Raw genomic sequence first — 15,481 nt, 5'->3', positions numbered from 1 at the left:
GCGCAGTCGGCGACCAGTAACTAGTCGCAGACACTCAGAAGCTCTCGATCGCTTTGCGGACTCGTTTCTCCGAGATCGGGCCTGCCGTGCCCAGTTGCTGAGCGAACAAGCTCACGCGAAGCTCTTCCAACTGCCACTGGACCAACTCGTTGAGCGCGTCGTGCCGCGCCTCGGGCACTTGCGCGAGACGCTGATTCCACACCGATACGAGGCGGTCGATCACTGCCGTCCCTTCGTTGTCGCGAGCGGCGGACCCCTCAAGTGCGTCCAACCGGACGCGGGCCGCGGCCAGATATCGGGGTAGCGCGCGGAGCCGCGCACCGGACGTCACGCCGACGAAACCATCGAAAACGAGGTTTGCGATCTGGTCCGCGACGTCGTCGGCGGCCAGCGTGCCTGCGCGCTGATCAACGGCGCGGCGCACCTGCGAATACTCCGCGAGTGCGTCCACGGCGCCGTCGAAGTACTCCGGGGCCGTCTGTCGGATCATCGGCGCGACCAATGCCGACAACGCGGCGAAGTCGTCTGCCGTCCGCACCTCCGTGACATCCGTGCGTGTGGCCACCACATCGATGACGGCACGTCTGGTGCAGTCGGCGAGCAGCGCGTCGACGTCCCGGTAGGGACTCTGACTCAGCGCGAGCTTGCGGGCCGGTGGCAACGACGATGCGAGTCGACGCGCAGGCGGGGCCACGGATCGCACGAGGAGTTCACGGACCGCGGATGCGACGCCGGCATCGCGTGCTGCCGCAGTGGCGACGTCGACGAGCTTGACCCCGCTGCCGGGCACGACAGCCAGCGTCGGATAGCGGGTGACACGTTGACCGGCGATCGTCTGGGTGCGTTCCTCAGCGAGGACGCCGATTCCGTCCGCTGTCCAAGTCGTGAACGTCTGGGCGGGTGCGCCCGCGCCGGCGGGGCTCAACTGGGAGCGAAGGTCGGCGAGGCGATCGCCGCGCGCGACTACGGCGCCCTTTGGATCGGTGATCGCGTAATGCATGCGCAGGTGCGCAGGTAGATTCTCGGGGCGGAAGTCTCGGGGGCCCAGCGAAGTCCGGGTGATCGACGACAGCTCTCGGGCCAACGCCGGAATGAGCGGTTCGGAGCGCGGAGACACTTGGTCGAGGGCTAGGTCGGCATAGCGTTGCGCGGGAGACATGGACTTGCGCAGACCCTTCGGCAACGACTTCACGAGCGCGGTCGCCAATTCCGAACGCATGCCGGGAACCAACCAGTCGAAGCCGGCGTCATGCACGTGGTCGAGCAGGTCGCGGGGGACGACGACGGTCACGCCGTCGTCGGGTGCTCCGGGGGAGAAGTTGTACCGCAATTCCAGCCGCGCCTCGCCCTGCTTCCAGGCCGACGGAAACTCGGTGGCTTGGGGTGTGTCGTCGGTTGCGAACATGTCGGCAGTCAGGTCGAGCAGGGTCGGATCGGTACGTCCGGCCTTCTTCCACCACGAGTCGAAATGCCTGGCGGAGACTATGTTCGCGGGTAGTCGAGCGTCGTAGAAGTCGAACAGTTCCGTGTCGCTCATCCCGACGTCGCGTCGTCGGGCGCGATGCTCGAGGTCCTCAACGTCTTTCAGCATTCGCGCATTGTGCTCGACGAACGCGTGTCGACTGCGCCACCGGCCGCCGACTAGCGCTTCCATGATGAAGATCTCGCGGGCCGTCTTCGGGTCGATCGGCCCGTAGTGGACGCGGCGCTGCGCGATCAGTGGGACGCCGTACAGGGTGACGCGCTCGTAGGCCATCACCGCGGCTCGACGCGTCGACCAATGCGGTTCGCTGTAGGTGCGGCTGACGAGGTCTCCCGCCGCCTGTTCGACCCACTCTGGGTCGATCGCGGCGACTGTGTGAGCGAACAGCCGTGAGGTCTCCATCAGTTCGGCCGTCATTACAAAGGCGGGCGGCTTCGATGAGAGGGACGAACCGGGGAATATTGAGAACTTGGTGCCGCGGGTACCGAGGAATTCGCGTGTGTCTCCCTGCCGGGCGCCCACATTGGTCAGCAGACCCGTCAACAGCGACTTGTGGACGGTGGTCGAGTCTGCCTGCGTCTCGGGCATCTGCCATTTGAGGTCGCGGACCGTCCGTTTGAGCTGTCTATGCAGGTCCCACCATTCCCGCACCCGGAGGTAGTGGATGAACTCGCGTTCGCACTGTCGCCGGAACTGATTGCCAGACAGTTCGTCTCGTTGCTCGTCGAGGTACGCCCACAGTTTGAGATACCCCATGAATTCCGAGCCGGGGACGGCGTGGCGTCGGTGCGCGGCCTGTGCGGCCTCCCGCTTGTCGGACGGGAATTCGCGGACGTCGGGCAGCGCGAGCGCCGCAGCGATCACCAAGACATGGTCCAGGCATCCGTTCTCGTGTCCCGCGACGAGCATCCGTCCAAGCCTCGGGTCGACGGGCAGGCGGGACAGCGTGGTGCCGACCTTCGTGAGCCTGGCGACGGCCGAATCAGTGTCGGTGACCGCTCCGAGTTCGGACAGCAGGGCCATACCGTCGCGGACTGCGCGGAACTCCGGCGGCTGGACGAACGGGAAGTCGGTGATGTCGCCGAGGCGTAGCGACAGCATCGACAGGATGACGGCGGCGAGATTGCTGCGGAGGATCTCAGGATCGGTGTACTCCGGACGGCCGTCGAAGTCGTCTTCGGCATAGAGGCGGATGCAGACGCCAGGCGCGACGCGACCGCAGCGGCCCGCTCGCTGACGCGCGCTGGCCTGCGACACCTTCTCGATGGGGAGACGCGTCACCTTGGTCCGTGTGGAATAGCGGGAGATGCGTGCGGTGCCGGTGTCGATGACGTACCGAATGCCCGGCACGGTCAGTGAGGTCTCGGCGACGTTGGTGGCCAAGACGATCCGGCGACCGTTCGACGGGCTGAACACCCGGTGCTGCTCGGCGACGGACAGGCGGGCGTAGAGGGCGAGGATCTCGACTCCGCCCGCTCCGCGTTGACCGTTCCCGCGGGACTTACCGAGCGCTTCGGCGGTCTCGCGGATATCGCGTTCGGTCGGGAGGAACACGAGGATGTCGCCTGCACCGCCGGACCACAGTTCGCCGACGGCCGCGTCGATGGCGGCGATCTGGTCGAGGTCGGCGTGATCGGTGTCGTCGGATGTCAGTGGGCGGTATCGGGTCTCGACCGGATACGTTCGCCCCGACACCTCGATGATGGGGACGGCGTCGTCGGGCCCGGCGAAGTGGCGGGCGAACCGGTCGGGTTCGATGGTCGCCGACGTGATGATGACTTTAAGGTCGCGCCGCCTGGGCAACAGTTGCTTGAGGTAGCCGAGGAGGAAGTCGATGTTGAGGCTGCGTTCGTGCGCCTCGTCGATGATGATCGTGTCGTAGCCGCGGAGCAACGGATCGGTGGTGATCTCGCGCAGGAGGATGCCGTCGGTCATCACCTTGATCTGTGTGGCCTTGGAACTCTTGTCGGAGAATCGAACCTGGTAACCGACAGTCGTGCCGACCTCGGTGCCCAGCTCGTCCGCGATGCGCCCGGCGACCGAGGTCGCGGCGATACGCCGCGGCTGGGTGTGGCCGATCGCGGTGCGGCCCAATTCGAGGCAGATCTTCGGCAGCTGGGTGGTCTTGCCGGATCCGGTCTCGCCCGCGATAACGACGACCTGATGGTCGGTGATCGCTTCGGCGATCTCCGCGCGGCAGGCGCTGACGGGGAGTTCCGGGGGATACGTGATGGTCAGAGGCGACGACATGATGGCGTCGATTCTACGGCTGCGGCACAATCACGTTCCATGAGCGCCGATTCCACGAACGTCGCCGACGACCGTCCGGCGCTGGTTCTGCACACTCGACTCGATCCAGTCGGACCGGCGACCGCCGTCGAACTGACCGATGCGCAGGTCGCCGACCTCGGCGGCGGTAGTCGGGCGGCCGTGGTCGTGACGATCGGTGAACGTAGTGCTCGTCTGCGCTTGGCGCGGATGGGCGGCGCCAACCTGATCGGACTGTCGAAGGCCGCGCGCGCCGAGTTGGGCGTCGAGATCGGCGACGACGTGGATGTGACGATCGTCCTCGACCGTCGTGAGCGGTCCGTCGACGTTCCGCACGCTCTGGCGTCCGCGCTCGAGGAGGCGGGGGCGCGGGCGGTGTTCGACGCGTGGTCGTACTCCCGGCGGAAGGAGGCCGCGCGCACGGTTGCGGCGGCCAAACGCCCCGAGACGGTGGATCGTCGCGTCGCCGCCGTCGTTGCCGAGCTGCGTGCGACGTGATCTCCTGTCTGTCATGAGTGAGCAGCAGCGGGTGGTGTCGGCGCAACGGGTCGTGCGGGCGTCGCCGGAGACAGTATTCGAACTGATCGCCGACCCGGCACGCCAACCCGAGTGGGACGGCAACGACAATCTCGCCGTTTCGGCTCCGGGGCACCGTGTGCGTGCCATCGGCGACACTTTCGATACGACGCTCACCAACGGTGCTGTCCGACGCAATCTGGTCGTCGAGTTCACTGAGGCGCGACTCATCGCCTGGCAGCCGTCCGAAGTCGGCGCCGCGCCGCCCGGACATCTGTGGCGATGGGAGATCGAACCCGCCGACGACGGTGTCGCTGTGATCCACACGTACGACTGGACGGATCTGCACGACGATAAGCGTGAGGCGCGCGCCCGCGCGACGACTGCCGACAAGCTCCGGTTGTCGATTGATCGGCTCGCGGAGCTCGCTGTTCGCGAGCACTGACCGACCAGCTCACATTTTCCTGGGACCGCCGAGCGGACACCCGCTGTGCCGTGCGATATTTGGAGCATGGGTTCTCTTTGGCATGGTTTTGCAGACATGGGTGCGGTGAGCGCGAGCGGTCCGTTCGTCATCACCCGAGGTGAAGGCAGTCGAGTCTTCGACGACAAGGGTGGCGAGTACATCGACGCCACTGCGGGACTGTGGTTTACCAACATTGGTCACGGTCGTACTGAGGTGGCGGAGGCGATCGCCAAGCAGGCGTCGACGATCGCGCACTACTCGAACTTCGGTGACTTCGCGTCCGATGTGACGCTCGAACTGGCCGAGCGGGTGGCGGGTATGGCGCCGGTCGCCGGTTCGAAGGTGATGTTCACCCTCGGTGGCAGCGACTCGGTCGACAGCGCGTTCAAACTGGCGCGCCGCTACTGGGTGGAGCAGGGTAAGCCAGAGAAGAAGGTCGTCGTCGGCCGCACCAAGGCGTACCACGGTATGCATGCTGCGGGTACATCGCTCGCCGGCATCCCGGCGAACGCTGAAGGCTACGGCCAGATCCTCCCCGATACCGAGACCGTCGACTGGGACGACGCAAAGAGCCTCCTCGGCTTGATCGAGCGCGTCGGAGCCGACAACATCGCCGCATTCTTCGTCGAGCCGATTATCGGTGCGGGCGGCGTCTACCTCCCGCCGGACGGTTACCTGCGTGAGGTCCGCGAGATCTGCCGCGATCACAACGTGCTGTTCGTCGTCGACGAGGTCGTCACCGGCTTCGGCCGTATCGGGGCCAATGAATGGTTCGCCTCGTCTCGATTCGACCTGCAGCCGGATATGGTCACCACCGCGAAGGGACTCACCAGCGGGTACGTTCCGATGGGCGCGCTCATCGTGGCACCGCGTGTGGCCGAGCCGTTCTTCGCTGGCGGCACCTGGTTCCGTCACGGCTACACCTACGGTGGCCACAACGTGTCGGCCGCGGCTGCGCTGGCGAATCTCGACATCATTGAGCGGGAGAACTTGCTGGACGGCGCCAACCGCCTCGAATCCGATCTGGCACAGGCATTCTCGCCGTTGGCAGATCTGGATGCGGTTGCGCAGGTGCGCACCGGCCTCGGTGCGGTGACCGCTGTGCAGCTCGCCGACCCGAGCCAGGCGGTCGCAGCGATCGGCAAGCTCCGCGAGCACGGCGTGAGTTCGCGTGCCGCAGGACAAGGGGCGTTGCAGGTCTCGCCAGCGTTCGTCATGACGACCGACGAGGTAGGCGAGATGGCGGACCGCTTCGCCGCGGCGCTGCGCGAACTGTAGGCCGGTGAACTGTAGGCCGGTGACCTTGTAGGGGCCGGCAATCTGTCGGGACCGGCGAACTGTCGAGATAAATCCGTTGCGGGCCATCTCTGCTCCGGCGTAGCGTTCGATTCGTCAGAGGAAAGGAGGTGGTCCAGAAGATGATTTCTTTCAGGACTGAGGAGGTGGCCGCCGCCTGACGGCGGTCGCCCACCTGAAGAAGGCGGACCCCGTACCGCGCGACGTTCGCGCGATACGGGGTCCGTTTCGTCTTGTGCGCTAGCGCCGCATGGTGGGGAACTCAGCGGCGGTGCTAGGACGTTCGGGGTGTAACACAGTTTGCAGGCTGGTGACCGTCGCCGGATCGACGGGCTTCCCCGAACCGAGCGCCCAATCATGCAGGTCCGTCGACCAGAAGAACGGAATGGCGCGTACCGCTCGGGTGCACCCACGGCGACGTCGAGCGCGGCCGCCGCGCAACGAGGAAGAAGACGCCCGTGGCACCGTCGTTGAGCCTGAAGACGATCTCGCCGCCGTCGAGGTGTCGCAGGTCTTCAGGTACCAGCGTGACCGCCACCGTGATGGTGATCGGATCCGGCGTCACGTTGTCTCGAAACCACTCGACTTCCTGTTGCCGCCCCAGAGCCTCCTGTCGGCGAATCTCCGCGCGGAATTCCTCCTGGGTCTGAGCGGGTCCGTCCCACCGGAAAAAGTCAACGTCGTGGCGCGTGTCGAGGACGAACTCGGCGAACGACGTGTGTGACGCGAAGTGGTCGTTGCGGCCTTGCAGGACAGCACCGCTCTCGGCGTCGATGACGAGTTGGATTGCGGCAGGCTTGTGTGGCGGCGGCGCGAGTTCGACGTTCCAGCATTCCCTGCCGAGATAATCGCCGACCGTGATCGGGGTTTCGGTCGGCGCGGTGAAGTCGTCGCCGCGCCACGTCTCGGGGCCGCGGACCGTCAGAAGTTGGCTTCCAGGCCCGGGGTAGGCATTCGGTCAAGCAGGGGACACCAGCCAACCTCCGTCGATTTTCGGCGTCCAACTGTGTACACCGTCGCAGAAGTAGAGCGGGTCGCCGACTTCCGATTCGACACGCGTCTTGGCTCCGTCCCGCCACACTCGGACTGTGCATTCCGGCGTGTCGGCGGCGGACTCGCGCACCCTGTGGTCGACCGTGCCGCCCGCGAACACTTTCGTGTCAGGCTCTCTCGACACGATCGTCCCGCGTATCGGAACAGACGGGGGTTCCATCAACGTCGCCTTGATGTGATTCCACGTGAGCATGCGTTCCTCGTCTCGGAGAACAGGATTCTTCCGCCGATCTATACCAGTATTCGGCACAGATCGGCGGAACAAGCCGTCGAATCCGCTGGACCACACGCGGCGGCAAAGTACTGTGCCCCGCCGGGTTCCGGCGGGGCACAGTACTTCGGTGTCTTCTGCGGGCTGCAGAGAGATCAGTTGGCGATGGTCAGGCGAGGGCCTCGGCGGTGGCGATCGCCTGACCGACACCGGCGACGATCGAGGCGACCTTGAGTGCCTCGAAGACGGCCTCGCGGTCGAGACCCGCCTCGCGCACCACGTTCTCGTGCGCGCCAACGCAGTGGTGGCAGCCGTTGATCGCCGAGACGGCGAGCGACCACAACTCGAAGTCGGCCTTCTCGACACCGGGGTTGCCGATAATGTTCATGCGCAGACCGGGGCGCAGGTCGTCGTACTTGCCGTCGAGGAAGCCACGGCCACGGTAGAACACGTTGTTCATGCCCATGATCGACGCGGCGCCGAGGGCGGCGTTGTACGCCTCCGCAGACAGATTGTCGGCAGCCTCGTCGGAGATTTCCTTGAGAACCGTCGCATTGCGGGTCGCCGCGGCGGTGGCCAGCAGTGAGCCCCACAACTGCTGCTCGTTCAGCACCGTGGTGCGGCTGATCGAGCCGAGGTTCAGCTTCAGGTCTTTGGCGTACTCGGGGAGTGCGCTCTTCAGGTTCTCGATGCTCATCAGGCAGTCATCAGCTCGGCTGCGTTGATGGTCGGATCACCCTTGCGCCAGTTGCAAGCGCACAGCTCGTCCGACTGGAGAGCGTCGAGGACGCGAAGGACCTCGTCGACGTTGCGGCCGACGGAACCGGCGGTCACCGAGACGAACTGGACTTCGTTGTTCGGATCGACGATGAAGGTCGCGCGGTCCGCGACACCATCGGCGTTCAGGACGCCTGCGGCCTCGACGAGTTCACGCTTGAGATCCGAGAGCATCGGGAAGGGGAGGGTCTTCAGCTCCTCGTGCTGTGCGCGCCACTGGAAGTGCACGAACTCGTTGTCGACCGATGCGCCGAGCACCTGCGCGTCGCGGTCGGCGAACTCGTCGTTCAGCTTGCCGAAAGCAGCGATCTCGGTCGGGCACACGAAGGTGAAGTCCTTCGGCCAGAAGAACACGACACGCCACTTGCCCGCGTAGTCGTCGGAGGTGACGGTGGTGAAGTAGTCCTCGGGCTGCTGCGCATCGACCTTCGAGAGGTCGCCGCCGATGACAGCGGTCAGGTTGTAAGCGGGGAACTGGTCGCCGATGGTCAACAGTGCCATGACACATACTCCTAAGTTCGTCGGAAGGTCTGCGAGAAACGCGTTCTCTCCGGAGCGGGCGGTGGCCCTTCTCCGTCTGGTGTCCAGTCTGCCCAAAACCCCTTAAAAAGTAAACGTGATTACAGGCACTATATTGATAGGTATGAGTGATCAAAGCTATCAACCGTCGATCGGTGGACTAAGGGCCTTCGTTGCCGTCGCCAAAAAGCTCCACTTCGGGTCGGCGGCAACAGAACTCGGAGTCAGCCAGCCCTCGCTGTCCCAGGCGCTCGCGGGCCTGGAGACGGGCCTCGGGTTACAGCTCGTCGAGCGCACAACTCGGCGTGTCATGTTGACTCCGGAGGGCGCCCGACTCTTGCCCGCAGCCATCGCCGCGTGCGACGCCGTCGACGACTTCCTGCTCGACGCGGCGGGTGATCTGGACCCGCTGTCGGGTCGCCTCCGGCTGGGCATCATCCCGACGATCGCGCCGTACATCCTGCCGCGCGTCCTGAGAGGGCTCGCGTTGCGTCGTCCGGAGCTCGACCTGCTGGTGATCGAGGACCAGACCGATCGGCTGCTCGGCCAGTTGCGGGACGGCTCCCTCGACGCCGCCGTGCTCGCGCTGCCCGCGGGCATCGCGGGCATCGGCGAGATCACGATGTACCACGAGGACTTCGTTCTGGCGTTGCCGTCCGGTCACCCGCTCGCCGGTCGACGGCGACTTTCCCCTGCACTCTTGGCCGACCTACCGTTGCTCCTGCTCGACGAGGGGCACTGCATGCGCGACCAGGCGCTCGAGGTGTGCCAGCGGGCAGGCGTCGATCCGGATCTGCAACAGACGCGCGCGGCGTCGTTGACGACAGCCGTCCAATGTGTTGAGGGCGGTCTCGGCGTGACGCTGATTCCGGCGACGGCGGTCGGCGTGGAGACCGCCGCCGGTTCACTCGCCGTCGCTGAGTTCGCCAAGCCGCGCCCCGGACGGCGGATCGGCCTGGTCTATCGTGAATCCTCCGGGCGCGCCGACTCGTACCGCACACTGGCGGCGGACATCACCGCCGTCGTCGCGCAGAGCGGCGACGTGAGCGTTCCGATCACACCCGCGAACCGGTGAGTTCGGCCCATTCGTCGAGCAGGCTCGAGTCGACGCCGCGGATGAGATCGGCGAGCTCGTCGGTGAGGTCCTCGATCTCATCGGTGACGGCGGTCATCGGCAGACCGTTCGACAACGCCCGATAGCAGTCGGTGAGATATCGCAGCACCACGCCCTCGCTGCGGGCGAGACCGAATTGCGAGACCAGTTCGGCGAAGGTCATCGACCGTTCGCGCATCAGGCGCAGGACCGACTTGGGCGACGGCGTGGCGCCGGCCAACCACGGATGACCTCGACGGTACGTGTCATATGCGAATCCGATCTCTTCGGCGAGCGGCTGCGGCCAGGAGATCTCCTCAAGGCGCTCCATTCGCTCGTCGTACTCGATCCCGTCGGCCTTCATCTCGGCGATCGCCTCGTCGCGTGCCGCCTTGCGCTGCGCGAACAGTACCGGCCGCGGATCCTCCAGGATCGACTCGACGATCGACACGACGTCGAGCACGTACGTGTCTGATTCCCGGTCGAGAAGCTCGAACGCGGCCACCGCGAACGCCGACAGCGGATTGGTCAACGCGAAATTCTCCGGCAGGTCGACCGACAGTTCGACGTGCTTGCCGTCGGCGGCGGGGGAGTCGAGTCTGGTGACTATCCCCGTCTCACACAAGTCGCGATACAACGCAATCGTGTGCTTGATATGCCGGAGCTGACGTGAACGCGGCTCGTGGTTCTCTTCGAGGAGATGGCGGAGCGCGGCGAAGCAGTCGCCTGGACGCTCCAACACCTCCATGAGCATCGCGGTCGTCATTGCGAAGTGCGACCGCATCTCTTCGTCTGGCGCGTCGATCAGCGCCGTGAACGTCGGCTCGCCCCAACTGACGAAGCCTTCAGGCGCTTTGCGCCGCACCAGCTTTTTCAGCTTCTTGGGGTCGTCGCCGGCCTTCGTGAGCTGTCGGGCGTTCTCGATGTCGTGGTCGGGCGCCTGCGCGACGACGTATCCGACGGTGTCGAACCCGGCGCGACCGGCGCGACCTGCGATCTGATGGAACTCTCGGGCGCGGAGCCTGCGCGTGCGCCTGCCGTCGTACTTGGTGAGACCGGCGAACAACACGGTGCGAATCGGCACGTTGATGCCGACGCCGAGCGTGTCGGTTCCGGCCACCACCTTGAGTAGCCCCGCCTGCGCGAGCCGTTCCACGAGCCGACGGTAGCGGGGGAGCATTCCGGCGTGGTGGACGCCGATCCCCGATCGGAGCAGCTTGCTCAGTGTGCCGCCGAAACCGGTGCTGAACGAGAAGTCGCCGATCGCATCGGCGATCACGGCCTTCTCCTCCTTGGTGCACAGTTTCGACGAGAGGAGCGCCTGGCCTCGTTCGACCGCCTGTTGCTGGGTGAAGTGCACGACGTACACCGGCGACTTGCCGCCGGAGACGAGCTCTTCGATGGTCTCGTGGATCGGCGTCATCGCGTAGCGGTGCTCGAGTGGCACGGGGCGCTGCACCCCGGTGATCGGGACCGTATGCCGACCGGTCCGCTTCGTGAGGTCGTCGACGAAGAATGAGGTGTCGCCCAGAGTCGCCGACATCAACAGGAACTGGGTGCCGTCGCCGGACGCGTCGGTCGGCGGCAACTCGATCAATGGGACCTGCCAGGCCCAACCCCGATCGGATTCGCCGTAATAGTGAAACTCGTCGGAGACGAGCACGCCGACGTCGTTGTTTGGGCCTTCGCGCAGTGCGATGTTCGCGACGATTTCCGCGGTCGCGCAGACGATCGGGGCGCCGGCGTTGACCGACGCGTCGCCGGTCAGCAGCCCGACGTTCTCCGCACCGAACTGATTGCACAGGTCGAAGAACTTCTCGCTGACGAGTGCCTTGATCGGGGCCGTGTAATACGACCGCCTGCCACGGCACCACGCGAAGTAGATCGCTCCGGAGGCGACGAGCGACTTGCCCGACCCGGTCGGCGTGGCGAGGATGACGTTGCTGCCGGACGCGAGTTCCAGGAGCGACTCCTCCTGGTGCGGATACATGTCGATACCGCGTCCAGCCCACCAGTCGACGAATCGTTCGAACGCGAGGTCCTCGTCGTCGGTGGGCGCGATGGGCGCGGGCGGTGCGGCCGTGTCGCTCAGGCCTGATCACGTCCTTCGTCGGTGTCGCCGAACTCGCCAGCGTGCTCGGCGAGGAACTTCTCGAATTCGGCACCGATCTCGTCGCCGGTCGGCATGGACTCATCGGGCGCCAGCAGCGACTTCTGCTCGTCCTTGGACCGCATGTACGCGTCGTACTGGTTCTCCAACGCGGTCACCACTGCGGAGACCTCCGCGTTGGACTCGACTTCGCCGTCGATCTGCTTGCGGACGTCGGAGGCAGCGTTCTCCAGTGCGGCGACCGGCAGCTCCAGGCCGGTCACCCCGACGACACCCTCGACGAGAGCGGCTGCTGCCGCCGGGTAGTTGGTCTGCGACAGGTAGTGCGGCACGTGCGCGGACAGGCCAGCGGTGCGGTATCCGGCCTGCCCCAGGCGCAGCTCCAATAGCATCGATGCACTCGCGGGCAGCTTCAATTCGTTGCCCCACGTGTGCATGCCTGCGATGGCGTCTTCGTCGTTGCCGTGTGCGGTGACCGACGCGGGGCGCGTGTGCGGGACCGCCATCGGTATCGAGTTGAGGCCGACGACCTGCGAGACGCCAAAGCGTTGCGCGAGGGCGGTCATCGCGGTGACGAACTGCTCCCACCGCATGTCGGGTTCGAGTCCCTCAAGAAGCAGGAACGGCGCGCCCGCGTTGTCGCGCACGGCGTGCATCGTCAACTTGGGCATGTCGATGCCGTCGAACTCGGTGCCGGTGAACGACATCATCGGTCGGCGCGAGCGGTAGTCGATCAGCTCGTCGGTGTTGAATGTGGCGACCAGTTCGGTGTCGAGCGCATCCCGCAGGTGCGCTGCCGCGAGCGTCACGGCATGTCCGGCGTCTGCATATCCTTCGAGCGCGTGGATCAACACCGGCCCGTCGCCTTCGGCACCGGCCACGGCGGGCGCCGGGAATTCGAGGTCGTACAGGGAACTCGGCTCCATCGAGGATTCGTCCATCGGTGGCCCCCTTCTTGTCGGTACGGCTGCTGGCTTGTCGATACGGCGGTAGGCGAGCGGTGCAGGAACCCCATTGTCCCGCACCGGTGTCACCGGCTACAACACGACACCCGCATCGGGCATTCCCGAAGGCGCGAACCGCGACGTGGCAGAGTGGACATGTGCAGCGTGGGACAGGACTGGTCGGTGTGGCAGCAGTGAAAGCTGTGATCGTGGTAGCGGCAATCGGCCTGTCGGTGGTCGCGTGCTCGGTCGACGGCGACGCGGTTCGCGTCCCCGATCTCGCTCCCCGCACCGTGGCGTCCGACGTGTTCCCCTTCGGACAGGCCAGCGCCGTACCCGCGGCGCAGGTCCCCAACGCCGTCGCCGACATCACGTTCACGCCAATGCGGGCGCAGAACCAGCCGGCCGACTGCACGCCGCCGCACGTTGAGGCGTCGGGTGCGCAGGTGCGGGTGGGACCGGGCGGTGCGGCGGGCGGCACTATCACGGTGATGCTCACACGGGTGTCAGACACATTCGACGATTACGTGACCGGCCTGCGTGACTGTTCGGCATTCGTCCTCGGCGGCACCGTCGGTACGCGGGTGACGACGAACGTCGGCTCGGTCGCCGACGACACAGTGGCGAGCGGCCGCACCCTCAGCAACGACGGTGTGCCGTACGCGAGGGTGTACGAGCTGGTCGCGCAGCGCGGAGACGTCCGGCTGTACGTCCAGAACCGGTTCGGCGGCCACGACCTCTCCGCCGCCGAACGGTCGGCGACGCGGACCCTGTTCGACTCGGCGTACGAGACGGCATTCGCGAGCTGAGCGTGCGACGCCGGGTGCCAATCGCCTGGTGAAACTGTGGACAACGGTCCGCGTCGTGCACAACTGGCGAGTAGGGGTGTCGTGCTCGCATCGCGGCGAGCACGCTCGGCCCATGAAGATCACCATCACAACCCGCATCGAGGGATCGCACGCTGTAGCCGACCCCGACCCGTTGATCGCCGCGGTGCCAGCGCTGCTCGGGTTCGTTCCGGAACGGTCGATCGTGTTCATGTGCTTCGACGACCGCATACAAGTCACCGCGACCATGCGGCACGACCTGGAATTCACGCGCGGCGGCCGCACCCCCGCAGCTATGCGAGCACTCTTCGCCCGACTCGGCGATCTTGCGGCCTCGTATGGGTCGCACGGCGTCGTCGCGGTACTGGTGGACGACCGGTATGAGCCGTCCGATGAGCGCTTCACCCGGGCGGCGCGCGATGTGCGGCGCGCGTTCGCGTGCGCGGGCGGGCTGACCGCGGCCTTCTCGATCGGCGCGGTACAAGCCGGCGCGTACTGGCGGACCGCATGGCAGTCGTCGCACTCGGCCGACGTGTTCGGGCACGACTTCGCTCCGGACGGAGTGCTATCGGACCCTCAGGCGTCACCGATCGCCTTGCATCGCGCGTTCGAGACTGGCCGAATCGTGATGCGGTCCAGGTCAGAGATCGCTGCGCTGCTCGCGCCCATCGACCACTGTGAGAGTCCGCGGTGCGCGGCGGTGTCACCGGCGGCGCTGACCGGACCGATGAGCGCCGACGACGGGCCGCGACTGGCACGGGTGTACGACGCAGTCCTCGAACGGGCCTGCGGCGACCCGTCGGTCACGTGCGAGCAGCTCAACGAGTTGGCCGAGTCGCTCGTCTCGGTGCACGTTCGCGACGCGGCGATCGGGCTGTCCATGACCGTCCACCGGGACGCAGCGGAGGAATTGTGGATGGACCTGACACGACGACTGTCGGGGACGCCCCGGGCCGCGGCCGCAACACTGCTCGGTCACCTCCACTACATGGAGGGCTCGGGCGCGTTCGCGTCAGCGGCATTCGACGTCGCCCACGCAGCCGACCCGTCGTACGGCCTCGCCAACCTGCTCGACACCGCGCTGATGCACGGTATGCGACCGCAGGAACTCGCCGGCATCGCGGATCTGGCGTTCGATCTAGCCCGAGCGCTGGGCGTCCCGTTTCCGCCCGCAACCCACCGCTCTGCCGGCTGAGTCGCCCGACCCGTCAGGCTGGGACGACGAAGATCGCGTGCGCCATCTCCGACGACAGGGTCAGCCCTTGGTGGCCTGGCGTGCTGATGATGACCGCTCGTGGCCCGACCGTCGCAGTGATGCGCGCATTCGGCACCACGCCCGCCTCGCGCAGGTCGGCGATCAGTTCGGAGTCGGCCTGCGCATGCTCAGACATGCGGCGGACGATCACTGCCGACTCGCCTTCGGGTAGGTCGACCAGACGGACAAGCGCGGCCTCGTCGTCCGAGGTCGTGCTGACACCGAGCTCGGCGAGGCCGGGGATCGGATTCCCATACGGCGACGTCGTCGGATTGTCGAGGATGGAGAGGAGACGTCGTTCGACGTTCTCGCTCATCACGTGCTCCCACCGGCAGGCTTCGTCGTGGACTTCATCCCACGGCATGCCGATGACGTCGACCAGGAGTCGCTCAGCCAGACGGTGTTTACGCATCACCGAGATCGCCAGAGCGCGGCCAGTTTGAGTCAATTCGAGATGACGGTCGCCCGCGACGCGGACGAGCCCGTCGCGTTCCATGCGGGCAACGGTCTGCGAGACGGTCGGGCCGCTCTGCTCCAACCGCTCGGCGATACGCGCGCGGAGCGGCACAATCCCCTCTTCTTCGAGATCGTAGATCGTACGGAGATACATCTCGGTGGTGTCGACCAGATCATTCACGGCAGCCATCGTCCTTTCGCTGCTTC

General features: G+C 66.1%; 14 protein-coding genes. 6 read left to right on the top strand and 8 right to left on the bottom strand.

What is annotated here, in order from left to right; translation table 11 throughout:
- Positions 1-34: 34 nt before the first annotated feature.
- Positions 35-3,733: an ATP-dependent RNA helicase HrpA gene (hrpA, locus tag MP11Mi_RS17490; RefSeq protein WP_420040140.1), complete on the bottom strand. Its 3,699-nt coding sequence runs from the start codon at positions 3,731-3,733 to the stop codon at positions 35-37.
- 39 nt (positions 3,734-3,772) lie between these two features.
- Here hrpA and MP11Mi_RS17485 point away from each other — a divergent pair, with 39 nt between their 5' ends.
- From MP11Mi_RS17485 to MP11Mi_RS17475, 3 genes are all read left to right on the top strand, one after another.
- Complete coding sequence (locus MP11Mi_RS17485) at positions 3,773-4,249, top strand: YdeI/OmpD-associated family protein (protein WP_420040139.1); 477 nt, start codon at positions 3,773-3,775, stop codon at positions 4,247-4,249.
- Between the two features lie 13 nt (positions 4,250-4,262).
- Positions 4,263-4,712, top strand: a complete 450-nt coding sequence (locus tag MP11Mi_RS17480) for an SRPBCC family protein (RefSeq protein WP_420040138.1) — start codon at positions 4,263-4,265, stop codon at positions 4,710-4,712.
- Between the two features lie 66 nt (positions 4,713-4,778).
- Entirely contained in the window at positions 4,779-6,011 is a 1,233-nt protein-coding gene (locus MP11Mi_RS17475; RefSeq protein ID WP_420040137.1) for an aminotransferase family protein, read from the top strand.
- Between the two features lie 373 nt (positions 6,012-6,384).
- Here MP11Mi_RS17475 and MP11Mi_RS17470 read toward each other — a convergent pair whose 3' ends face one another.
- The 4 genes from MP11Mi_RS17470 to MP11Mi_RS17455 all read right to left on the bottom strand — a co-directional run bounded on the left by MP11Mi_RS17470 (position 6,385) and on the right by MP11Mi_RS17455 (position 8,571).
- Complete coding sequence (locus MP11Mi_RS17470; RefSeq protein WP_420040136.1) at positions 6,385-6,594, bottom strand: hypothetical protein; 210 nt, start codon at positions 6,592-6,594, stop codon at positions 6,385-6,387.
- 393 nt (positions 6,595-6,987) lie between these two features.
- Entirely contained in the window at positions 6,988-7,275 is a 288-nt protein-coding gene (locus tag MP11Mi_RS17465) for a hypothetical protein (protein WP_420040135.1), read from the bottom strand.
- A gap of 187 nt (positions 7,276-7,462) precedes the next feature.
- On the bottom strand, positions 7,463-7,990 hold the full coding sequence (locus tag MP11Mi_RS17460; protein ID WP_420040134.1) for an alkyl hydroperoxide reductase: 528 nt from the start codon (positions 7,988-7,990) through the stop codon (positions 7,463-7,465).
- Positions 7,990-8,571 (bottom strand): peroxiredoxin, encoded by a 582-nt coding sequence (locus MP11Mi_RS17455; protein ID WP_420040133.1) that lies wholly within the window; start codon positions 8,569-8,571, stop codon positions 7,990-7,992. The genes MP11Mi_RS17460 and MP11Mi_RS17455 overlap by 1 nt, the downstream gene beginning before the upstream one ends.
- 142 nt (positions 8,572-8,713) lie before the next feature.
- Here MP11Mi_RS17455 and MP11Mi_RS17450 point away from each other — a divergent pair, with 142 nt between their 5' ends.
- Positions 8,714-9,664: a hydrogen peroxide-inducible genes activator gene (locus MP11Mi_RS17450; RefSeq protein WP_420040132.1), complete on the top strand. Its 951-nt coding sequence runs from the start codon at positions 8,714-8,716 to the stop codon at positions 9,662-9,664.
- On the opposite strand, the gene MP11Mi_RS17445 is transcribed toward MP11Mi_RS17450, so the two are convergent.
- Positions 9,645-11,672: a DEAD/DEAH box helicase gene (locus tag MP11Mi_RS17445; protein ID WP_420040131.1), complete on the bottom strand. Its 2,028-nt coding sequence runs from the start codon at positions 11,670-11,672 to the stop codon at positions 9,645-9,647. The genes MP11Mi_RS17450 and MP11Mi_RS17445 overlap by 20 nt on opposite strands.
- A gap of 98 nt (positions 11,673-11,770) precedes the next feature.
- Positions 11,771-12,733 (bottom strand): proteasome assembly chaperone family protein, encoded by a 963-nt coding sequence (locus MP11Mi_RS17440; protein ID WP_420040130.1) that lies wholly within the window; start codon positions 12,731-12,733, stop codon positions 11,771-11,773.
- A 188-nt stretch (positions 12,734-12,921) separates the two neighbouring features.
- Here MP11Mi_RS17440 and MP11Mi_RS17435 point away from each other — a divergent pair, with 188 nt between their 5' ends.
- On the top strand, positions 12,922-13,545 hold the full coding sequence (locus MP11Mi_RS17435; protein ID WP_420040129.1) for a hypothetical protein: 624 nt from the start codon (positions 12,922-12,924) through the stop codon (positions 13,543-13,545).
- A gap of 112 nt (positions 13,546-13,657) precedes the next feature.
- Positions 13,658-14,758: a DUF4192 domain-containing protein gene (locus MP11Mi_RS17430; protein WP_420040128.1), complete on the top strand. Its 1,101-nt coding sequence runs from the start codon at positions 13,658-13,660 to the stop codon at positions 14,756-14,758.
- Between the two features lie 13 nt (positions 14,759-14,771).
- On the opposite strand, the gene MP11Mi_RS17425 is transcribed toward MP11Mi_RS17430, so the two are convergent.
- Positions 14,772-15,455 carry a metal-dependent transcriptional regulator gene (locus MP11Mi_RS17425; protein ID WP_420040127.1) on the bottom strand — a complete coding sequence of 228 codons (684 nt, stop codon included), beginning with the start codon at positions 15,453-15,455 and terminating at the stop codon, positions 14,772-14,774.
- Positions 15,456-15,481 lie beyond the last annotated feature (26 nt).

Origin of the sequence: Gordonia abscondita (assembly GCF_032711245.1) — a bacterium.
Lineage (GTDB): Bacteria > Actinomycetota > Actinomycetes > Mycobacteriales > Mycobacteriaceae > Gordonia.
This window is presented reverse-complemented; position numbering and strand designations above follow the sequence as displayed.